Raw genomic sequence first — 20,613 nt, 5'->3', positions numbered from 1 at the left:
TAGACCGTGTCATTTTTTCAAAAAACTGCGGTGTTTTAGGGGTAAGAAACAGGATTCATCTTACCAGTATCCACATCATAAATCGCTCCTGAAATGATAATGTCATCCGGAATCAGAGGGCTAGCTTTTAATTTGGCAATGTCCTCCTTAACGCTCTTCACAATGTCGGAGAAGGGAAGAAAATCCATTTCCCCAACATCAACTCCTAATGTGTCATTGAGCTGTTTCGCAAAGCCTTCGTTTGTCAAACGTTCTGCTCCGCAATCTGTATGGTGCAGCACGACAATCTCTCGTGTTCCCATCAGTTGCTGAGAAATGGCCAACGAACGAATCATATCTTCGGTAACACGACCACCGGCATTACGCAGGATATGAGCATCACCTAGCGCCAAGCCCAGAGCTTGTGCCACATGAAGACGTGAATCCATACAAGTCAAGATAGCAACACGCATTCTGGGAGGCAGTGGCAGGTGAGCCGTGCCATGCAGGGCAACGTAAGCCTCGTTTGCTTTGAGGTACTGGTCAAAATACGACATACAAACCATCCTTTTTTGTTTGATTTTCAAACTATTATATCATAAATGAAATGACATTGACAAAAAACCTGCTCCAATTCTTGAGCAGGTTTCTTGCTTATTAACAAGGATAGCTTATTTTTCAAAGATGAAAATATCATCTGAGTAAAGCTTGAAAACGTTAAGGCAAAGGTAATGGCAAAGATATGCTACTGCAAATGGAATGACAAACCAGATGATAATCATCATCGCAATCCCTGTTGTCTCAAGTGAAGCCAGCGGTCCAATCAAACCAATGAAACCAAAGCCAGCGGTCGCTGGTGTCCCAATAACATTGAATAGAGGAACAGACAGAGCACTCACAGCAGCTGTCACCAGGATAGGGAGCAGCATGATTGGATTGGCAGCCACATTTGGCATCATCATCTTAGTCGCGCCAAGCAAAATGGCAGCTGGAACTCCTGCTTTATTCTTACGCGCAGTTGCAAGAGCAAGGTAGGTTGACGTTGCAGCGACACCAATGGCTGCAGCTCCTGCTGACAGGCCTGTTAAACCGATAGCCACTCCAATCCCAACGGTTGAAATTGGGGTCACGATAAGAACCGCAAAGGACATCGCAATCAGTACGCTCATCAGAACAGGTTGGAGGACGGTAAAGCTATTGATTGCTTGACCAATCAGTGTGGTCACCTGAGAGACGTAAGGCAACATCAACCAGCCCAGATAGCCAACACCAATTCCAACAATTATAGGAAGCAAAACAATAGTCAAAGAGCCTAGACGATCACCAATCCATTTTGCCAAAAGAACCGCTAGGGTTGCTGTGATCATCATATTGATAATGTCACCTAATCCGCGTAGCTGAAACAAACCAACTGCTTCTAAGGCTTTGCCTGATTCCTGAACGGTATCAAAGAAGCGCCACGTCCAGGCACCAGAACCTATATAGGCTGCACCACCAACTGCCACCTGCTGCATGCTGGTCAATTTAAAATTCTCAGCAATAAGAAACCCTGCCATAATCGGAAGAAAATACTGGAAGATCACCAAAATACGGTTAAGGTCTGTCAGCCATTCTACTGCAGGTAAATATTTAATCAGATTCGCCAGAATGGCATTTGGCAAGAGACTGACGATGATGGCGGTTGCTGTGCCTGAGAGAATTTTCGCAGCAAAGGATTTGAATGTCTCTGTCTGCATTGCAGTTGATTGTTGTGTTGTCATAAAAACTCCTTAAATCATGTTGTTCGAAATGTTTTTTTGTTTGAAATATTCTGACTTATTTAACTAAAATCTTGATTGACAACCGCAAAGGTTGCCAATCTGATTTAGTATTCAACCGTCTGAATCCAACCGTCTGGGGCTGGTATGTCTCCATACTGGATACCCGTCAGTTCGTCGTAAAGACGTTTTATCGTTGGACCAACTTCTGTTTCTGAGTAAAACACTTGTTTCTTATCACCGATGGTAATCGAACCAATTGGTGTGATGACCGCAGCAGTTCCACACGCCCCTGCCTCGACAAAATCAGCCAACTTGTCAATATAGACATCGCCTTCAACAGCCTTTAGCCCCAGTCGCTCTTCAGCTAAAGTCATCAAGGAGTATTTGGTAATACTTGGCAAGATAGAGTCCGATTTTGGCGTCATAAATGTCCCATCAGCGGTAATCCCAAAGAAATTAGCCGCTCCGACTTCTTCGATTTTTGTTTTCGTTGCCGGATCCAGATAAATGGCATCAGCGTAACCTTGTTGTTTGGCCAATTTTCCAGGATAGAGGCTGGCAGCGTAATTTCCAGCAACCTTAGCCGCACCTGTACCTCTGGGTGCTGCGCGGTCATAGTCACTAACCAAGAAGTGAGCTGGAGCTAAACCACCTTTGAAATAGGCTCCAACTGGCGTCACAAAAATAGAAAATAGGTACTCTGTCGCAGGTGCTACCCCCACAGTGTCTCCAATTCCCATCAAAAATGGACGAATATAGAGTGAAGCTCCTGTACCATAAGGTGGTACCCATTCAGCATTGGCTTTGACAACTTCATGAACAGCACGAATAAAGTCTTCTTCTGGGTAAGGCTCCATGAGTAAGCGTTCTGCAGAACGTTTCATGCGCTTAGCATTTTCATCGGGACGAAACAGCTGAATCTTGCCATCTTTCGTACGATAGGCTTTCAACCCTTCGAAACAAGTCTGACCGTAGTGAAACACGTTAGATGCCTCACTGATCGTTATCTGCTTGTCCGTTTCAATAGCACCCTCGCTCCACTTGCCGTCTTTATAATAAGCTCTAAATTTTTTACCCGTATCAATATAGCCAAATCCTAAAGTTGACCAATCTATCGTCTCTACAGTCATGATATCTCTCCTTTCGGGATAAGTTTTTACTATCATACCTAATTTTTTGAGGTTTGTCTAGCGTTTTTTCTGAAAATTTTAATTTTTTCTGAAAAATTTTCAAAAAAACAGCCTAAAACAGGCTGAAGTCAATGTGATTTGGCCACAAGATTAAGTAAACTGGTCACCAAAAACATACCGATAAAAATCATGGTAATCGTTGCGCTAGCAGGTGTCTCCCACCAATAGGACATGAAAATGCCTGACACCATGCCGACAAAGCCAATACCGATGCCGTAGATAATCACTGAACGAAAAGATTTACCCAAACGCATCGCAATTGAAGCCGGTAAAACCATGATGGTTGAAACCAAAAGCGCTCCTGCTGCTGGAATCATCAAAGCAATGGCCACTCCCGTCAAAATATTGAAGGCAATAGACATCAAGCGAACTGGCAATCCGTCAACGAAGGCCGTATCTTCATCAAAGGTCAGTAGGTACATGGGACGAATAAAGAGAAAGGTCAAGATTAGAACAGCCAGCGCAATCACAAACAAAGCAATGACTTGCTCTTGACTGATGGTAATAATTGACCCAAACAGGTATTGATCCAAACTAACTGCCGAAGTCCCTTGAGCCTTACTCATGATCATCAAGGACAGCGCCAAGCCTAAGGACATTAAAATCGCTGTCGAAATTTCCATATAGTGCTTGTAGACCGTTCTGAGGTATTCTAGGACAATAGCAGCTAAAGTTACCACTACAATCGTTGTCCAGGTTGGATTGATACCAAGCAATACCCCGACGGCAACGCCTGCCAAGGAAACGTGGCTCAGGGTATCGCTCATCAGACTTTGCCGTCTGAGAATAAGAAAAATTCCCAAAATCGGTGCAAAAATGCTAATGGCAACAACCGCTAGCAGGGCGCGTTGCATAAAGTCATAAGCCAAAACATCAGTGAACATGGCCGCCCTCCTTGTTATCATGGATATTAAAACACCGCCATGGTAGGTCTTGGTTGCGCACGAGATGAATGTTCCTGTCGGCGTAGCCCTTGACTTCGTCTGGGTCATGAGTGATCATCAGCACTGCTTTTCCATGTTCCTTGGCATTATGGTGCATGAGGTCATAAAAAGTCTGAGTCGTCCCTGCATCCATCCCTGTGGTTGGTTCATCAAGGACAAAAACATCTGGATCAGAGGCAAAGAGACGTGCAATAACAGCTCGCTGCTTTTGCCCACCGCTCAAGCTACCGATACGCTTGTCTCGATTCTCCCACATGCCGACAGATTCTAAACTTACCCTAATATGTTCCTCGTCATGGTCTGTCAATCGTGAAAACCAGCCTCGACGCGGGTAACGACCAGAGGTGACAAACTCATAGACCGTGCTGGGAAACCCTGCATTAAAGCTGGCAATTTGCTGTGGTAAATAACCGATACGGAGTTTTTGACCTGTAACGTTTGTTTTGGCAAGCGTCACCTGACCTGATTTTGGCGTTAAAATGCCCAAAGTCGCCTTAATCAGGGTTGATTTTGCGGCACCATTTTCACCTGTTAGGGTAACAAATTCACCGCTATCCAAGTGGTAAGACACTTCTTGTAAAACAGGTTCGGCATCATACTGAAAAGCTAGATTTTCAACGGTGATATACCTCATTGACCACCGTCCAATCCTTTAGATAATCCCTCCAAGAATCGCTCGATAACGTCCTGTTCATCTGCTGAAAAAGCCGACAATACCTCATCATACACCTGAACAGTATGGTCATGGTGGTGCTCATGTTCTACCGCAATAGGCGTCGCCAAATCAGTTAGTTCAAAGTAAGTCACACGGCCATCTGTCTGGTCTTTGATTGACTCTAGCATGCCCGCAGCAATCAGAGCCTTGACGGCCTTGGTCACCGCTGCTTGACTGACGCTAAGCTCTCTGGCTAGGTCAGAATTCGTTAGCCGTTCCTTTGCCAATAACATCAGGATATGTTCCTGTGTATTGGTCAATCTGACGTCACTTTGGCAGGACCCAATCAACAATTCATGCTGATTTTCTGCTGTCAATAAAACCTTGTTAATCAACTGGTCTAAACGCTGGGCTAGTCTTGTCATAAACCACCTCTTTCTTTCACTTTACTGGTTAATTTTAACACAATTCAAGAGTGGAGGCAAGTTTTTGGTTACTGGCTAGAGGTGGTTCAACAGCATGACACTAGATGTAAGGGCTAAGATAGCAAAAAAAGAAAATGAACTATAGGATAAAAATGCGAACAACTGTCACCAAACAATCCTCTCCTAAACAACCCACAAAATCTCAAATATTTCTCACATAAACTTAAAACTCATTACAACACTATCAACGTCAACAACGGTGACATCTCCAATGTCTCTCTCATGCGCTAGAATAAATACTTTGATGGCACCATCAAGAGCCCTACATCCCAAAGTTAGGAATAACAAAACATCACCTGTACAAAAACTATATCTAAGGAGAACTAAGCGGAACCCTATAAACATTAGAGGGAGTTGGTATCACATCAGCGACAACAGCACAAGATTCGAGTATTATCTCAGCATTAAACAGTTAGTAGAACGTCTTAGGAATGGAATGTTTTTCTGAAATTCTTTTTTCCGAATACGCTTAAGAATAAAGGGATTGGAAACAAGAGGTATAACTCTGATTGAATCAATAGCAATAACTAGTTTCCCATCCCAAAGACGGCATTAAACATTTTTTCCTGTATTTTTCTTTTTAGGCAACTACTTTCTCTAATATTCCATTCGCTCGAAGTACCTCACGGTTGTGTAGCCTAAAACCAAGCTGTAAATCAAGGTGACCAGGGTAGACAGACCAAAGATGACAAAGAAGTTTCCCCCTTCATAGAGGGCATCCCGATTGCCAAGGGGCGACAAGAAACCAAATCCAAAATTATTAATCACAATCAAAACAATCAGATAAACAAAGGAGGTTGCCATGGTCAGACCCAATCCCTTTTTCAAAGACAGAAAGGCTGCCAAGAAGACACAAACAATCATACTGAAACTTTCACCAAAGAAGGTTTGGAAGAAATTAATATTGGTAGCAGGATCCTGAGCCCAGAAATTCAAACTGGCGTAGTCCATGTGGCCGATACGAGCGTAGTAATAAATCAAGCTGGTCAAGAAAATCGCTCCAGAATAGAGAAAGATGATGCCAATTAGACTGACCACCTTGGCCCAGAAAATATCACTCCGCTTGATATCCTTGTAGAGAAAGAGGGTACGGGCATCTGCCTCCCCTCGAAAGACGGTATAGGTCAGGTAGAAAAGTGCTAGGATGGGCAAGACCAGTGAGTTGGCAAAGCCATGAATCATAGCTTCCATACCTGTGAACGAGAAGAGTTCATAGCCTTCTGCTACAGAGGGTTGATAAAAATTAGCTTCCTCAGGCAAGAAGGTCGAAATCAGGATAAAGGTCGGTGTCAGGATAGCCAGACCGATAACAATCTTGGTCTCTTTTCGTTTCCAAATGCTTTCAAATACGGGTTTTAGAATAGTTAGCATCTTATTCACCTCGGCTAAAGAGTTCTTTGAGTTGGTTTTCCTTGACCGTCAAGCGGTCAATCAGGTTCTGACTGGACAAGTGGGCCAGGACAGCATTTAGCTCTGTCGCAGTCGCCTTGGTTGAGATTTCAAGGATACTTCCGTCTAAGCGGACGGTGTCAGACAGGTAGGAAGACAAGGTTGCTCGGTCTGCACTGCTATTGACCTCAATCAAGACACTTGGAGCCCCCTGCCCCTCAAAGGCATCCGCCAACTCACCCTTGTCGATATAGACATAACGTTGACAGAGGGCTTCCAGCTCCCCCAACTGGTGGCTGGAAATCAGCATGGAAATGTTGCGTTCCTGAGACCACTCTTTGAGGATATCAATGAGCTTTTGCACACCGATAGGGTCCAAGCCCACAAAAGGCTCGTCCAAAATCAGAAAGTTGGGCTCAGCCACCATGGCGATAGCCAGGGCCGTCCGCTGCTTCATCCCAAAGGAGAAGCCCTTGGGCTTGCGGTTTCTCGCCTCCCAAAGCTCCAGGAGCTTGAGGGTCTTTTCGATATTGCCTAGGTACTGGGTCTTGCCGTGGAGCTTGAGGTAGAACTTGAGGTTGTCCATGACTGACATTTCTGGGTAGAAAACTGGGTCAATCATGATGCCAAAGTCCGTCAGGAGGTTGTCGGCAGTGTTGATGTCGACACCCTTGTAGCTGATAGACCCTTGAGTTGGTTTGAGGGATTTGGCCATCAGTTTCATGAGGGTGGACTTACCTGCCCCGTTCTTTCCGATCAGGCCAACAATCTCACCTTGCTTAATCTCAAGGCTCACGTCCTTGAGGGAGTAAAAGTCGTTTCCGGCAAATTTTTTCGATAGGTTTTGGATGGTTAGCATGTTTTCTCACTTTCTCTTCTTAAAATTCAATCGTGTCAAAGTTGCGGCGGGCGGACCCATAGGCCAGACCCAGGTAGATCGCTGTTAGGATAAGGCTAAAGCCAATAGCAGAGCCTAAAGGAAATTGTTGCGCTAGGGTTGTCGCATAAGAGTTAGGAAAGAGGTAGCGGATGCCCACCCACATGGGGGCGGTATTGCTAAAGAGGTTGAAGAAGATACCCAGCATGACCGCCACCATGGTCTTCTTCTTAATTGAGCAGGCAGCTAGGATGGTAATGAGCGTCAAGTTCGATCCGATTAGAACAAAGAGGTAGTGAAGGCTGGTCGCAGCTCCCTCCTGGGGCAGGAAACGAAAGCCCACCTGAGGTGCAATGGATATGAAGTAAGTCACCACTGTCACCAAGACCGTCGCTAGGAAGAAAATCCCATAAACCGCAAAGATACTGAGCAACTTGGCATTGAAAATCTTGGACCGCTTGATGTCCTTGTAAAGGAAGAGGATGCGGGAATCAATCTCATCCCGAAAAACAGAGGCGGTAATCAAGCCCAACATGATGCCTGGTAGGATAAACTGGTACTGGACCTCGATGACCGAGCTTAGGAAGCCTAGCAGGCTACTTGTCGCCTCCTGATCAACCTGGGCTGTGTCTGATATGCTGGTCAGTGCTGGCACCAAGAGGGGCAGAAAGCTAAAAGCTAAGAGAATGTTCACGTCCCGTCTCTTAAAGACAGACTGGAAAATGGCTGAGAAAAGTGTCATATCAGGACTCCTTGTCTTGTTTTCTTCTTGATGGTTTTAGTATACAAAAAAACCATTCCTGACAGGAGCTACTGTCACGAATGGTCGCTATGTTGTCATGAATGGTAGATTTCCCTCAATATTCAAACCAAGGCTCAGTCTCTGAAGGTCAGGATCTGACTGAAGCGGTGCTTGTAGCTGGTGGTTTGGAGGCTGACCTGGGGATACTTGGCCAGAATGGTACGGACATTGGCCAGACCGATCCCTCGACCATCTCCCTTGCTGGACTGACCGACCTTAAAAATATCCCTGGTTTCCACCCGTTCTTCCTGGGTCGTATTTTCGATAACCAGGATTTTTTGAGTCCCCTCTTGGAAATAGGCGACCAGCAAGCTGGGCTGGTCCGCCTCAAGAGTCGCCTCGATGGCATTATCCAAAAAGATGGACAGGATCTGGATGACTTCCAAGAGATCCATGGCTGGTTCTCCAATCGGGTCTTCCACTTCCACCGCCAGATCGATTCCCTGGGCCTGAGCAGCCAGGAGCTTGGCTGATAGGATGGCCTTCATGGCATCATTTTTAAGATTGGAAAGTTTGGCGATATCGTACTTGCCCTGGTAGAAGGGTTTGTCCGAATCCGCCATGACGGCCTGGTAAATCTGCTCCACCTGGTCCATATCCCTGTCGGCAATGGCTAGGTTGAGGCTGACCAGAACGTTGGAATAATCGTGTCGGAAGCTTCGCAATTCCCCATAAAGAGACTCGACATGCTGGCTGTAAGAGGCCAGGGCTGCCAGCTGACTGTCCTTGGCCGCCTGAAGTTCTTGAGCCAGCAGGTCCTTGGATTTGTAGTTGAGGTAGATGACCCCAGCCACAAAGAGGATGAGGTAGGCCAAAATCAGATCAACAGAAGCCTCAAAACCAGCTGATTGGTAAGTCAGAACCGCCTCCTGCTGCTGACCTGATAGAACCAAGAGGGGGTGGAGAATGACCGAATAGGTCAAGAGCCCTGCAATCAAAACCCCGAGCAAGCGGGTAAACTGACGGTGGTAAAACATCTGGCTGACCACCTTGAAATCAACTACCATGACCGCCATGAACAAAAGATAGAGGCCAAAAAGCAAGCCATAGGCCAGGGCTGTAAACCAGAAGCCTTCAGGATAAATCGGTGTTTCAATGAGCAGGAGGTACTTGGCCTGGTAGGCCCCCATGATCCGCAGGCAGAGCTCAACCAGGACAAAGGGGAGAAGACCGTAATAGAGAATCTGACTGGTTTTCCAGGAGGGCTTTAAAAGCAGGAAAATCCAGACCAGCAGATAGAGTGGCTCTAAGAGCAGACTTATCCGAGGACTAAGTAGGTAGATAGCTGACACACCCAGCAAGAGTAAGCCAATAGCCTGCCAGCTGACGGTTAGGTTACTGATCTTGCGAAAGACATAGACCTTAATCAACCAGTCCAGACAGAAGATTATCAGTGCAAAAAGAGGAAAATTAGCCATGTTGCTCCAACCTCTCAATCAAACCTTTGGTTTTCAAACGTGACACTAGGCAGCTATCGCCTGTTTCAAAATGCACGGTCTGGCTGGCCCGGTCCAGCTTGGTAACGTTGGCTGGATTGACCACAAAGGCCCGGTGACATTGGTAGAGGCGGTCGTCCAGCTTGGCGATTTCCGAGACCTTGCCGTAAAACTCCAGGGAACCCGTCTTGGTAGTGAGGATAACCTTATGGACGGTCGATGAGGTCTCAAAATAGAGGATATCCGCGAAAGGCACCTGGACATGGGCATAGTCATTCTTGATGACAAAGGCATCATCAGACACGGTTCGGCTGACATTGGCCTGGGCGTGTTCCAGGACAGATGCGATGGCCTCCTCATAGTCGGCCGCAGGCAGAGCCTTGTCAATAAAGTCCAGGGCAGACACCCGATAGCGGTAGGTCACCGGCATAAACTCAGAATGAGTGGTCACAAAAACAATTATGGCATGCGGGTCCCGCTGGCGGATTGCCCGTGCCACTTCCATCCCTTTTTGTTCCTCCCCACGAATCTCGATATCCAAAAAGAAGACCTGGTGGTTGCCTGTTTCCTTGATGGCTGCTAACAACTGGTCTGGTTTACCAAAGGTTTCAAAATGTCGGTACCGGATTTGGCCAGACTGAACACAGGCCGCCACAGCTCGTTCCAGTCGGCCTTGCTGAAAAAGGTCGTCTTCTAGACTAAAAATATTCAACATAAGCACTCCATTGTCAAGAAAGTCTTTTTATTTTATCATAAATAAACCCGATATACTAGACGGAGCAACAAACTGTCTTAAGTTTGTGTAGCGTTCGCTAGAGATAGTTCAGTAAACATTAAAAGAGGCTAGCGCCTCTTTACCAGATGAAAAAACTAGCTCAACGTCCTTACCTTGTAGACCTCTTTACAAAAGCCTTTCATAGCGTTGTAAACTCGGTCCGCTCGCTTAGCGGTCGGACATAGGGCAAAAACTGTCGGTCCAGAGCCTGACATCAAGGCGATGTCTGCTCCAGCAGCTAACATGCGGTCTTTTATGGTTTGGATAAAGGGACGCTTCATGATGGTAATGTCTTCCAGCGAATTTCCCATACAAGACAGCATGGCGTCATAATCACTCGTCAGCATAGCTTTTTTTAACCCTGCGATATCTACCCGTGTGATGCTATCAACGTCAATCTCCTTGAAAATCTTCCGTGTAGAAACTCCAAAGTCAGGTTTGACCAAGACTACCCAAGAGGACAGACTGGCAGATAAGGGTTCAACCACTTCTCCCTTACCTGCGATGTAAGCGCAGCCTGCCTCTAAACAATAAGGCACATCACTACCAATAGCAAACCCCAGCTCAATTAACTCTTGTTTACTAAGGTTTAATTGCCAGAGCTTATCAAGAGCGCGTAAGGTGGCTGCGGCATCGCTTGACCCGCCACCTAGACCTGCACAGATCGGGATGCGCTTTTCTAAGTCGATAGTAACGCCTTGTTTAATGCCGTAGCGGGATCTGATGAGCTCTGCAGCCTTTACCACATCGTTTTTGGCATTGTGGGGCATGCGGTGACTGTTTGATGTCATGACAACCTGATGATCTGATCGCTCTGTGACGGTCACATAGTCATTGAGGTCAACACTTAACATAATCATCTCCAGTTCATGATAACCGTCATCACATTTGCCGCAAATATCTAAGCCTAAATTTATCTTAGCCGGTGCTTTTTCAATGATTGTCATGGGTTTCTCTTTTCACCATCTCCTGTTTATGTTGCACGCAGAAACCTGAAATGCTAATCAGGTTATTTAGACGTGTCAATGTTCTTCAAACCGCCAAATCAAGAGCGACAAACGACCATTTTCAAACTGACCTTCCGCTCGGTCGATAGCCTTGCCTAAAAAGGTATAATCATGCTCATGGTTGTGGCAATTGCTTCCCAGCAAGGCATTGTAATACTCATCAACTTCCAGTTGACGTTCCGTATTGAGGTCTGAAACCAATTTCTTAAAACTCACAGGCTCGACTGTGGTCTCTGCTTCAAGGTAGAGCCTAAACACACCTTCTGTAAAACTAAATTCCATCTTGAAATCATTGAGGTCATTGTCTAAAAAGTAACTGACAATTTCTTTCATGATTCGTGTGCATTTATTTTTTTCCGTTAACATGTCCTTTATCCTTTAGCCAGAGTGTTTTATGGTCTTGCAGGGTATCAATCAAAGGCGCTAATACCGCAGCGACAAAACCTGTTGAAAATCCATTATTGTATAAACTCAGCCCTTGATGCAAAGCCAAAACCGTTGATGATAAATTGTAGTGAAGAAAACCAGCGACCAGCCCGTAAAACCAGCCATAAAATCCAGCAATCGGACTTAATCCTGTGCCAAAAAGAAAGGGGAGGGCAAAGCGTATCTCGTTTAAGGGCTGGTTGAGCAAGACACTGGCCAAAACGACCCCTAAGCCAACAGGCAGAGCGTTTAGAGGGTGTTTCCCAAAGGCACTAAACCCCAATATCGTCAAAAGTCCGCCTAAAATAGGACCATTGAGCCTGACACCGAAAACTAGCAGGCAACCTAAAAATAAGCTACTGGTCAGGCACATGTTAAGCAGTGTCGGGTAAAGTCCAAACTTTGTCACAAAATCATCTGGAACCCGCCCTGTACTTTTTATCAGAGCAGAATAGCCTGCGGCAGCTTTTAACAAATAGCGAAGCAAAAACACCAGTAAAAACCCAATAATCAATAGCCAATAACCTAGTATGTAGGTATGGTAACCATCGCTGATTAACACACGTGTTTCAACTGGTAACTGAAAATAGGGAAACAGCAAGACCAAAAACATGGTCATCAACCCTGTTGTAAAACCGTAGTTATATAAGGTCAACCCATGGTGAAATTTCAAAAACTCTTCAGCCAATGCAGGTGCCATAAAACCAAGTATCAGACCAACAGCCAAGGCAATACAAGCAGACTCAAAAGAGAGACCGTTTTGAAAGGCCAAGTAAGAGACGACGGGTGCCATCGAGGTTGCAAACAAACTAACGGTCGTATAGAGTTTAAAGGATTGTTTGGTAAATTTAGCATATAGCACCATCCCGCCAATCAGGGGAAGAACATTCAGTAGGTTGGTGCCAAAAAAAGCATGTCCTGCAAAAATGCCAACAGCACCAATCTGCAAACCATTGACATTGGAACGTTCATTACGGCTCATCAGATAATGCGCTAGGAAAAAATGCCCTGCGACATTGGCAAAAGTAGCCGAAAGTCCACCGACCGCAAAAAAATCAGTCATGAGTTGCGTTGGATTAGTTAAAATAGCCAATAATCCCTGCCACAGTTGACCGCTATCAGGCATGAGAAGAGCGTAAGCGAAGGTTAGAATCCCTAAAACGAGTATCGCACGCTTACGCTCAATGTGCTGCTTTTTTTCTGTCATAACCTCTCCTTTAATCACTTTCCTTTATTTTATCATAAAATAATCAGCTTGAAAACGATTGTCAACTCTGAAGCTTATCACAAGAACATCCTACAACAACGCAACTGCTACTCCAACATCCACTGGCCAAACAGGAAGAGGAAAGAGCGGTTTATCAACTGCTAAAAAGCAATGCTGACTCCCGCTCTTTTCATACGATGTTAATATCTACACCAAACCGTCTAGCAAACCGCGCATGAAATCTTCAGAGCGGAATTGACCGATGTCATCAATCTTTTCTCCAAAACCGATGAATTTGACAGGGATATCAAGTTCCTCACGAATAGCAAGAACAACCCCGCCCTTGGCAGTACCGTCCAGTTTGGTCAAAACTAAACCTGTCAGTGGTGTGATTTTTGAAAATTCCTTGGCTTGCACCAGAGCATTCTGCCCAGTTGAGGCATCGAGCGCCAGAAGGGTCTCATGTGGGGCATCTGGTAGGACACGTTTGATGATACGCCCGATTTTTTCCAGCTCAGCCATGAGGTGGTCCTTGTTTTGGAGCCGTCCCGCAGTATCAATCAGAAGGATGTCAACGGCTTCAGCGACAGCTTTTTCCATACCGTCAAAAACGACGGAGGCAGGGTCCGCCTTCTCAGGTCCAGTCACCACAGGTACGTCGACACGGCGACCCCATTCGACCAACTGGGCAACTGCACCAGCACGGAAGGTGTCCGCAGCGACCAGCATGACCGACTTGCCGGCCCGCTTGTATTGGTAGGCGAGCTTGCCGATTGAGGTGGTTTTGCCGACCCCATTGACCCCAACAAAGAGCATAACTGTCAGCCCCTTTTGGAAGTTGATGGCTTCCTGCTCAAAGCCGTCCTTTTCATAGATGTCCACCAGCTTTTCGATGATGACCCGACGGAGGTCGTCTGGCTTTTTGGCTTTTTCGAGTTTGGCTTCATAGCGGAGCTCCTCAGTCAGCTTGGTAGCGACGGTCACACCCACGTCAGACATGATGAGTAGCTCTTCCAAGTCCTCAAAAAACTCCTCGTCTACGGTGCGGAAATTCGCTAAGAAGGCATTGAGCCTCGCTCCAAAACCTGTTCTGGTTTTCTTGAGGGTACGGTGATACTTATCCTCGGTCGTTTCTGAGTGTGATTCAGGCTGAGCAAGCTCTACAATAGGTTCTTGAACCTGTCGCGTCTGCATGCTCTCCAAAACCAACTCTTCCCCCCGCTCAGCCGCAGCCTTAACAGCTGCTTTTTTAGCGTAATAATCCGCCATCACGCTTGAAAAATGCTGGCTGTTCTCGGTCAACTGAGCAGCCAAAGTAGCAGCGTCGGTTAGAGGAGATGTCAGCTGGTCAGCTGGTGCAGCCAGATTGTCAGCTTCATCGTCTACTTGACTTAAAACCACCTCATCAGCCAAGTTTGACTGGGTCATTTGCTCAGTGAGCTCATCAGTTTTAGAATCACTGACTGGCTCAACAGATACTAGTGCTGATCCAATTTCCTGTTCCATGTCCACAGGTAAGGCTTCTGCCTGACGTTCCAGACTGCCTTGTTCGAGGGATGTAGGATCCTGTCTTTCAGTCTGCACCACTGTTGGTTCAACAAGGGGAGCTAGAGCGGGCTGACTGGCCTGAAGAGTGTCGCGCTCAGCATCAGAACTAGCTATCCGCTCGTTAGCCAAGTCATCTTGCTCTGACAATACAAACTGGTCTGCCTGGGGCATTACAGTATTTTCCTCAGCAGTGTTGACAGTGGAAACATCAACGTTTGGTTCATCGAGCAGCTGACTATCCTCAGCTGTTGTCTCTTGTACAGGGTCTTGAAGCACCTGCTCTTCTTTTTTCTTACCAAATAGGCGATCAAACAAGCCCATCAGTCATCTCCTCCTTCACGATATAACGGTAAATAGCTTCTGCCACACCTGACTGGTCATTGGTTCTGGTCACAGACAGACGAGCAGCAGCTTTGGCAGCAGGCACCGCATTGCCCATAGCGACACCCCAGCCTGCCCAAGCTAACATGGTCAGGTCATTTTCCTCATCACCCATGGTCATAACCTGATGAGGGGCAAGACCAAGCATCTGACATAGGTCTGCCAAGCCCTGCGCCTTATGGACGCCTTTGGGCATGACTTCTAGGATAATCTCCCGAGACTTAAAGACCTCAAACTGCTGGCTCAGACTGGCTGGTAGCTGGGCAATTCGCTGGTCTAAGTAATCAGCTTCACAGACAATGACGATTTTATTGTAGACCTTGTCTTTTGGTAGATCGGCAAGGCTGTCCAGCTGGATAAAGTCCAACATGGGATTAGCGGTGTGGTAGAGCGATGCCTTGCCTTGACTGGGAATCGAATAAACCGTCCCATCACTAATGACATCAACAGGCAGGGCCAGTTGCGCCATCACTGCCTGCACCTGAGCAATCTCGTCCATGCTCATCGGGTGGTGAGCTACAACGGTCCCATCATTTCGCTGCACTAGCCCACCATTAAAGGTAATGCTGTACTGGTCCCATCCTTGCAGTCCCAGCTCTTCTTCTATCAGATTGCCAATAGCTTTGAGCGGACGCCCTGTCGTGATGACGATGTCGACGCCTTTTTCTTTGGCCAATTGCAGAGCGAGCTTGTTTTCTGGACTGACCTGCTTGTCCGTTGTGAACAAGGTGCCGTCCAGATCCAAAGCCAGCAGTTTAATGTCTGCGGCCGCTTGTTCCAGGTAGGTCAGCACAGCACCTGTCTCATGATGACCAATCACCTGACTAGCCCGTTCTTTAATGGCTGGAATGGCATTAGCAACCGCTATCGCCTGTCCAACTTGACTCATTAGTTCCAGATCATTCCCATTGTCCCCAAAGGCAGTCACCTGACTCACATCTAGCCCTAACTGTTGACAAAGTTTCATAAGACCAAGAGCTTTATTGCTCCCTTGCCGAATAATATCAACCGAATCATCTCCGACAGCCACGGCCACAAAACCAGTTTCTCGCTGATTAAAGGCAACAATCCCATCTAACAGAGTGTCCTTGGTAAACTGAGCAGTGAGTTTGTAGATGTTGTCATCAACAGCTAGTAGATCATCAACCTGTTGCAGGTTTTCATAGTAATGCGCCAAATCAGCAACATAAGTAGCAGCCGCTTGTTGGGTGGCATAAGACCCGCGTTGCCCAGACAGCAAGTACTTGTCCTCTGTCAGGTAGGGATTGTGCCTAAGGGCTTCAACAACTCTTGCAACCTCATCTGGAAGCATCGTATCTTCAAAAATTACCTGGTCTTGATAACGGACGAAAGCCCCATTTTCAGCAATCATAGCGATACGATTGGTCAATCCTGCAAAAAGCTTATCCAAGGCTAATAAACCGCGACCACTAGCCACTGCAAAGAGATAGCCCAAGCGGTCAAAATCATCTAGCAGAGCAACCAAACGCTTGCGGTCATAGCTGCCTTGGTCATTCAAAAAAGTACCGTCCATGTCGGACACAAAAAGTTTTTTTATCCGCATCATGCTTCTATTGTAACAAATTTTCAGCGATTTTGATAGCTAGAGAGCAACTCATCTAGACGAACAATCATTGAACTCCCTCTACGCATCATCAGCTGTTTCTAGGGACTTTGTAGACCTGCTCTGCCATTTTCCCAGAATATCCCCCCAATAAGCTGGACCTCGCTGCCGATCCGCCAAGGCGTGTTTACCATAGAGGCTCATCAGTTGGTTGACCGCTTTGATCATAAACTCACGGCGGGGTTTATCCAGATGGCGCAACGTGTTTAGCATAGCTCTGGCACGAACGGGATCAGGGGTTGATAGGTCGTTTAGGCTGGCAATGCCAGAGGTGAAAAACAAGTCAAAAAAGGTATCAAAAAAGAGTTTTAGTTCTTGATTTGAGTACTGATTAAGCCAATCATTAAAGGTTTTCTCTAGACTCAGGCTAAATTGGCTAAGTTGAGAGCTTCTCAAAAAAGCCGTCTCCGACACCTGCCAATGCGACATATCGTGTTGCAACAACCCCCTATTTTGGCTAATCACCGTTTCATAAGCCACATCTGAGCTTAGCATGATGCCAACGATAGCCTCTTCAGGCCGAAAAGCCTTGACCCTTGGTCGAATGGTCTGATAACCAGGAGAATTGAGGACAGACTGATGAAGTCCAGGAGCGTCGAAAACATAGACAGCACTGATCTTTGTTTGTAAGGTTGCTGGAACCAAACTGCTAGCATAGAGTGCTAGATTGCCACCTTTAGAGTGACCAGAGACCACCAATTTGCCTGAGAAATCCATCAAAAATTCTCTGAGGTAACTGAATGCCGCCTGCTGGGCAGGGATGGTTCGCATGTAGGACATATTGAAATCCTCTTTCCAGCCAATCAAACTATCATCTGTGCCACGAAAAATCAACTGGGTATGCCCAAGGCTGGGCAAGCACATGACCATGGCAGCGAATTGCCTGCCGTAGTCGGGATTAACATCGTTGACATAACAGCCTAACTCCAAGTCTTCAAACCGAGGACTGGTTAAGACCGCTCGTAGAAGCTCAATCCGTGCTGGTGTCACCAGGAAATCATAGACTGGCTGTTCCAACTCAGCAACCGCAAGTCTCCCCAGTAGGTTAGCCAGTCGATGATAGCTGTGATGGTCAAGCGTTTCTGGCAGATGTTCACCAAAGGTCAAATAACCCAGTTCATTGAGGCAGGCAATGTCCAATTCGTTGAGCGAGAGGTCGTCAAAGGATCGATGACCGTTTGCCAGCACATAGTCTTTGATATTAGCCATGAGTACCCTCCGCGAGACAAGACATAATCAACTCAGCAGTCTCAATCGGCCGCACCATGTAGAAATCATGATGGCTGTTTGGCAGCACCTGATAAGAGACATAAACTGGACAGTTAGCTAAATAGCGCTCTTTTTGCTCTAAAACATCTGACGGCTGGTCACTGATGATGACCGTCGTAGGTGTACTAAAATCTGCCTGTTGCAAGGGCTGATGGCACTGTCGGCGAGCTGTCAACAGCCCCAATACCGCCTCCTGGTTGAGCCGCAATCGATAGATCCCAGCCACCTCATCATAGAGGTAGGCCTCCTGCTCTGCTCGCTCAAGGTTGGCTGACCAACTCTCACTCCCCTCACGCGCCTGACTCAGATGCTCCGCCATGTCTCCAAAAACCTGCCCCTCCAAGTAGGCCTGAGCACCAGCCAATTCCTCCTCAAGTGGTAAAGACGAGAGGTCAATACAGGCCCCATCTAACAGGATTAGTTGGCTCACACGCCAAGGATAAGCGTAGGCATACGCTGCTGCGATGTCTGCTCCAAGAGAATAGCCGAGCAGGGTCACAGGTGTTTCTGGTAACTGTTGACTTAACCAGATTAGTAACGCTTCATTGCTTACCACCGACTGTTCGAGATTATCAGGGTGACCAGGAAGCGGCAGATAATTGACCCTTACCCCTCTATCTGCCAAGGCTGCCAGTAAGTCAGCTGCGTAGTAGCGGTTGCTTCCCAGCCCATCTAGGAAATAAACCGTCATACCTCCTCCTCAAACAAACTCAAATAGTCGCCGTAACCGAGCTCTGCCATTTGCTCATAGGGGATAAATTTCAGGGCTGCCGAGTTGATGCAGTAGCGCAAGCCCCCTCTGTCACGAGGACCGTCGTTAAAGACATGCCCTAGATGGGAATTGCTCTGACGACTGCGAATTTCAATCCGTCGCATGCCGTAGGAACTGTCATCGTGATGGGTCAGGTCACGGTTGTTAATCGGTTGGCTAAAAGCAGGCCAACCGCAGTGGGCGGGAAATTTGTCCAGCGATGAGAACAAGACCTCACCACCAACGATATCCACATAGATACCTTTTTCAAAAAAATTATCGTACTCCCCTGTGAAAGGACGCTCAGTTGCTGATTCTTGGGTCACTCGGTAAGCCAAGTCACCAATCCGCTGGCGCAGTTCTTCTTTTGTTTCTGTCATCGTATGACCTCCTTGACTAGATTTTACCACATTTTAAGGTTTGTCGCCAAAGCAACATAAAGGATAACATGAAAAATAGCATCAGAAACTCTGTCTGATGCTTGCTAGCTGTTTTAAATTTATCTGCTTTGAAAATAAGGTTTGAACAAGCTTTATGAAGACAATTAACTCAGAAATACTACCTGTTACTCGTCAACTAAGGTAATATCAGCACCGAGTGCCTGAAGCTTTTCAATGATATTAGAATACCCTCTGAGGATATGTTCAATATCTGTAATCACTGTTTGGCCATCAGCCATCAAAGCTGCGGTAATCAGGGCTAACCCAGCTCGCAGATCAGTCGCACGCACCTCCGCACCTGATAAGGGCTTGCCACCTGTATAAATAATCTGACCGCCAAGTGTTGAAATCTCCGCCCCCATGCGTGCTAATTCTGGGACATGGTTCACCCGCTTTTCATAAATCGTATCTTTGATTTTTCCGCGCCCTTGAGCTTTCAGTAATAGCGGGGTCAACGGTTGCTGCAAATCAGTTGCAAAACCAGGATAAGGCGATGTGCTGATATCCACTGCACGGAGAGCTTCTTGTTTCTCAACAAAAATAGCATCTTCTTTGACAACCATGCGTACGCCCATCTCTTCTAGTTTGGCGATAAAGCTTTCCAAGTGCTCATAAAGCACATTGGTCACGCAGATGCCCTCACCAACCGCAGCAGCCAGTGCGATGTAAGAACCAGCCTCAATGCGATCGGGAATCACTTGATGGCGTGTCCCACCGAGACGTTCAACACCGTCAATCGTAATAACAGCTGTGCCAGCTCCGCGGATACGCGCCCCCATGTTATTAAGCAAGATGGCCACATCAATAATCTCAGGTTCCCGTGCTGCATTTTCAATCACAGTCCGACCCTGAGCAAGACTAGCCGCTATCATGGTGTTGATGGTTGCCCCAACGCTGACTGTATCCATAAAGATATGCGCCCCTTGCAAGCGACGACCACCTGTAGAGAGAATCATATGGTCTCCCTCATAGGTCACTTGAGCACCCAAGGCTTCAAAAGCTTTTAGATGGAGGTCAATCGGTCTAGGACCTAAATCACAGCCACCCGGCAAACCGACCTTGGCATAGCCAAATCTCCCTAGCAAACTGCCATAAAAGTAATAAGAGGCCCGCAACTGACTAATCATCTCAGGTGGTATGGGCCGATTGACAAGACCTGATGGGTCTGCTGTCAAACTCTCCTGCTGGCGATTGACTTTAACACCCAGCAAACTAAGCATCTCAACCAAATTGGCCACATCGCTTAAATCTGGCACACCATCTAGGGTGATCGGCTCATCGGCTAAAATCATAGCAGGAATCAGGGCTACAACCGAATTTTTTGCTCCAGAAACAGGAATCTCACCCTTGAGCGGACGCCCTCCTGTAATAATAATTTTACGCATACAATTCATTCTTTCACTTTATCTCAAGATTTACCTGTACCATTCTATCACACTTCAAACCTTTTGACAAATATGGAGACGAGTTACCAATTGTCATTCAAACGTCCTAATATTCAGTCTATTGCATTTGAAAGAGGATAACTAAGGGGGAAACTTTGAGCTATGGCTATTTCACAAATAAAGTTACTCAATGACCTAAATGTCGACATGCAAAAGCCATCCAAAATACCAATTCTTTTTCAAAAGAAAATAAAAAAGCTGGAACAGACCCCTGACTACCTTG

General features: G+C 46.5%; 20 protein-coding genes and 1 pseudogene. All 21 read right to left on the bottom strand.

What is annotated here, in order from left to right; genetic code table 11:
• Nucleotides 1-35: 35 nt before the first annotated feature.
• On the bottom strand, nucleotides 36-536 hold the full coding sequence (locus tag A3GW_RS0102910; protein ID WP_018367827.1) for a beta-class carbonic anhydrase: 501 nt from the start codon (nucleotides 534-536) through the stop codon (nucleotides 36-38).
• Nucleotides 537-650: 114 nt separating this feature from the next.
• Nucleotides 651-1,739 carry a PTS sugar transporter subunit IIC gene (locus tag A3GW_RS0102905; RefSeq protein WP_018367826.1) on the bottom strand — a complete coding sequence of 363 codons (1,089 nt, stop codon included), beginning with the start codon at nucleotides 1,737-1,739 and terminating at the stop codon, nucleotides 651-653.
• A gap of 104 nt (nucleotides 1,740-1,843) precedes the next feature.
• Complete coding sequence (locus A3GW_RS0102900) at nucleotides 1,844-2,869, bottom strand: branched-chain amino acid aminotransferase (RefSeq protein ID WP_018367825.1); 1,026 nt, start codon at nucleotides 2,867-2,869, stop codon at nucleotides 1,844-1,846.
• Between the two features lie 128 nt (nucleotides 2,870-2,997).
• On the bottom strand, nucleotides 2,998-3,813 hold the full coding sequence (locus A3GW_RS0102895) for a metal ABC transporter permease (RefSeq protein WP_018367824.1): 816 nt from the start codon (nucleotides 3,811-3,813) through the stop codon (nucleotides 2,998-3,000).
• Entirely contained in the window at nucleotides 3,803-4,507 is a 705-nt protein-coding gene (locus A3GW_RS0102890) for a metal ABC transporter ATP-binding protein (protein WP_018367823.1), read from the bottom strand. Before A3GW_RS0102890 ends, A3GW_RS0102895 begins: the two co-directional genes overlap by 11 nt.
• Nucleotides 4,504-4,953, bottom strand: coding sequence for a zinc-dependent MarR family transcriptional regulator (locus tag A3GW_RS0102885; protein WP_018367822.1), 450 nt, complete (start codon nucleotides 4,951-4,953; stop codon nucleotides 4,504-4,506). Before A3GW_RS0102885 ends, A3GW_RS0102890 begins: the two co-directional genes overlap by 4 nt.
• 657 nt (nucleotides 4,954-5,610) lie before the next feature.
• Nucleotides 5,611-6,384 (bottom strand): hypothetical protein, encoded by a 774-nt coding sequence (locus A3GW_RS0102880; protein WP_018367821.1) that lies wholly within the window; start codon nucleotides 6,382-6,384, stop codon nucleotides 5,611-5,613.
• Between the two features lies 1 nt (nucleotide 6,385).
• Nucleotides 6,386-7,261, bottom strand: a complete 876-nt coding sequence (locus tag A3GW_RS0102875) for an ABC transporter ATP-binding protein (RefSeq protein ID WP_018367820.1) — start codon at nucleotides 7,259-7,261, stop codon at nucleotides 6,386-6,388.
• 19 nt (nucleotides 7,262-7,280) lie between these two features.
• Nucleotides 7,281-8,021, bottom strand: coding sequence for an ABC transporter permease (locus A3GW_RS0102870; protein WP_018367819.1), 741 nt, complete (start codon nucleotides 8,019-8,021; stop codon nucleotides 7,281-7,283).
• Nucleotides 8,022-8,155: 134 nt separating this feature from the next.
• A complete protein-coding gene (locus A3GW_RS0102865; RefSeq protein WP_018367818.1) occupies nucleotides 8,156-9,499 on the bottom strand; it encodes a sensor histidine kinase in 1,344 nt (447 codons plus the stop codon).
• A complete protein-coding gene (locus A3GW_RS0102860; RefSeq protein ID WP_018367817.1) occupies nucleotides 9,492-10,232 on the bottom strand; it encodes a response regulator transcription factor in 741 nt (246 codons plus the stop codon). The genes A3GW_RS0102865 and A3GW_RS0102860 overlap by 8 nt, the downstream gene beginning before the upstream one ends.
• Nucleotides 10,233-10,387: 155 nt before the next feature.
• Complete coding sequence (gene ispE / locus A3GW_RS0102855) at nucleotides 10,388-11,239, bottom strand: 4-(cytidine 5'-diphospho)-2-C-methyl-D-erythritol kinase (protein ID WP_018367816.1); 852 nt, start codon at nucleotides 11,237-11,239, stop codon at nucleotides 10,388-10,390.
• A gap of 75 nt (nucleotides 11,240-11,314) precedes the next feature.
• Nucleotides 11,315-11,632, bottom strand: a complete 318-nt coding sequence (locus tag A3GW_RS10720) for a hypothetical protein (protein WP_149036255.1) — start codon at nucleotides 11,630-11,632, stop codon at nucleotides 11,315-11,317.
• A gap of 13 nt (nucleotides 11,633-11,645) precedes the next feature.
• Entirely contained in the window at nucleotides 11,646-12,932 is a 1,287-nt protein-coding gene (locus A3GW_RS0102845) for a DUF1576 domain-containing protein (RefSeq protein WP_018367814.1), read from the bottom strand.
• Nucleotides 12,933-13,139: 207 nt separating this feature from the next.
• Nucleotides 13,140-14,801, bottom strand: coding sequence for a signal recognition particle-docking protein FtsY (gene ftsY / locus A3GW_RS0102840; protein WP_018367813.1), 1,662 nt, complete (start codon nucleotides 14,799-14,801; stop codon nucleotides 13,140-13,142).
• Nucleotides 14,788-15,642: a Cof-type HAD-IIB family hydrolase gene (locus A3GW_RS11800; RefSeq protein ID WP_040798390.1), complete on the bottom strand. Its 855-nt coding sequence runs from the start codon at nucleotides 15,640-15,642 to the stop codon at nucleotides 14,788-14,790. Before A3GW_RS11800 ends, ftsY begins: the two co-directional genes overlap by 14 nt.
• Nucleotides 15,643-15,651: 9 nt before the next feature.
• Nucleotides 15,652-16,425: pseudogene (locus A3GW_RS12010) on the bottom strand (HAD-IIB family hydrolase); the annotation flags it as partial.
• Nucleotides 16,426-16,506: 81 nt separating this feature from the next.
• Complete coding sequence (locus A3GW_RS10715) at nucleotides 16,507-17,694, bottom strand: Mbeg1-like protein (RefSeq protein ID WP_018367811.1); 1,188 nt, start codon at nucleotides 17,692-17,694, stop codon at nucleotides 16,507-16,509.
• Entirely contained in the window at nucleotides 17,687-18,445 is a 759-nt protein-coding gene (locus tag A3GW_RS0102825; RefSeq protein ID WP_018367810.1) for an alpha/beta fold hydrolase, read from the bottom strand. Before A3GW_RS0102825 ends, A3GW_RS10715 begins: the two co-directional genes overlap by 8 nt.
• Nucleotides 18,442-18,885 (bottom strand): peptide-methionine (R)-S-oxide reductase MsrB, encoded by a 444-nt coding sequence (gene msrB / locus A3GW_RS0102820; RefSeq protein WP_018367809.1) that lies wholly within the window; start codon nucleotides 18,883-18,885, stop codon nucleotides 18,442-18,444. Before msrB ends, A3GW_RS0102825 begins: the two co-directional genes overlap by 4 nt.
• Nucleotides 18,886-19,070: 185 nt before the next feature.
• Nucleotides 19,071-20,330: a UDP-N-acetylglucosamine 1-carboxyvinyltransferase gene (locus A3GW_RS0102815; RefSeq protein WP_018367808.1), complete on the bottom strand. Its 1,260-nt coding sequence runs from the start codon at nucleotides 20,328-20,330 to the stop codon at nucleotides 19,071-19,073.
• Nucleotides 20,331-20,613: the final 283 nt, after the last annotated feature.

Source organism: Streptococcus entericus DSM 14446, from assembly GCF_000380025.1.
Classification (GTDB): domain Bacteria; phylum Bacillota; class Bacilli; order Lactobacillales; family Streptococcaceae; genus Streptococcus; species Streptococcus entericus.
Note: the sequence above shows the minus strand (reverse complement) of the source record. Positions and strands in the feature narration are given on the sequence as shown.

Excerpts from the sequence above, each read along its gene's own strand:
- A3GW_RS0102910 (WP_018367827.1), bottom strand. The coding sequence starts at position 536 with ATGTCGTATTTTGACCAGTACCTCAAAGCAAACGAGGCTTACGTTGCC.
- A3GW_RS0102905 (WP_018367826.1), bottom strand. The coding sequence starts at position 1,739 with ATGACAACACAACAATCAACTGCAATGCAGACAGAGACATTCAAATCC.
- A3GW_RS0102900 (WP_018367825.1), bottom strand. The coding sequence starts at position 2,869 with ATGACTGTAGAGACGATAGATTGGTCAACTTTAGGATTTGGCTATATT.
- A3GW_RS0102895 (WP_018367824.1), bottom strand. The coding sequence starts at position 3,813 with ATGTTCACTGATGTTTTGGCTTATGACTTTATGCAACGCGCCCTGCTA.
- A3GW_RS0102890 (WP_018367823.1), bottom strand. The coding sequence starts at position 4,507 with ATGAGGTATATCACCGTTGAAAATCTAGCTTTTCAGTATGATGCCGAA.
- A3GW_RS0102885 (WP_018367822.1), bottom strand. The coding sequence starts at position 4,953 with ATGACAAGACTAGCCCAGCGTTTAGACCAGTTGATTAACAAGGTTTTA.
- A3GW_RS0102880 (WP_018367821.1), bottom strand. The coding sequence starts at position 6,384 with ATGCTAACTATTCTAAAACCCGTATTTGAAAGCATTTGGAAACGAAAA.
- A3GW_RS0102875 (WP_018367820.1), bottom strand. The coding sequence starts at position 7,261 with ATGCTAACCATCCAAAACCTATCGAAAAAATTTGCCGGAAACGACTTT.
- A3GW_RS0102870 (WP_018367819.1), bottom strand. The coding sequence starts at position 8,021 with ATGACACTTTTCTCAGCCATTTTCCAGTCTGTCTTTAAGAGACGGGAC.
- A3GW_RS0102865 (WP_018367818.1), bottom strand. The coding sequence starts at position 9,499 with ATGGCTAATTTTCCTCTTTTTGCACTGATAATCTTCTGTCTGGACTGG.
- A3GW_RS0102860 (WP_018367817.1), bottom strand. The coding sequence starts at position 10,232 with ATGTTGAATATTTTTAGTCTAGAAGACGACCTTTTTCAGCAAGGCCGA.
- ispE (WP_018367816.1), bottom strand. The coding sequence starts at position 11,239 with ATGACAATCATTGAAAAAGCACCGGCTAAGATAAATTTAGGCTTAGAT.
- A3GW_RS10720 (WP_149036255.1), bottom strand. The coding sequence starts at position 11,632 with ATGAAAGAAATTGTCAGTTACTTTTTAGACAATGACCTCAATGATTTC.
- A3GW_RS0102845 (WP_018367814.1), bottom strand. The coding sequence starts at position 12,932 with ATGACAGAAAAAAAGCAGCACATTGAGCGTAAGCGTGCGATACTCGTT.
- ftsY (WP_018367813.1), bottom strand. The coding sequence starts at position 14,801 with ATGGGCTTGTTTGATCGCCTATTTGGTAAGAAAAAAGAAGAGCAGGTG.
- A3GW_RS10715 (WP_018367811.1), bottom strand. The coding sequence starts at position 17,694 with ATGGCTAATATCAAAGACTATGTGCTGGCAAACGGTCATCGATCCTTT.
- A3GW_RS0102825 (WP_018367810.1), bottom strand. The coding sequence starts at position 18,445 with ATGACGGTTTATTTCCTAGATGGGCTGGGAAGCAACCGCTACTACGCA.
- msrB (WP_018367809.1), bottom strand. The coding sequence starts at position 18,885 with ATGACAGAAACAAAAGAAGAACTGCGCCAGCGGATTGGTGACTTGGCT.
- A3GW_RS0102815 (WP_018367808.1), bottom strand. The coding sequence starts at position 20,330 with ATGCGTAAAATTATTATTACAGGAGGGCGTCCGCTCAAGGGTGAGATT.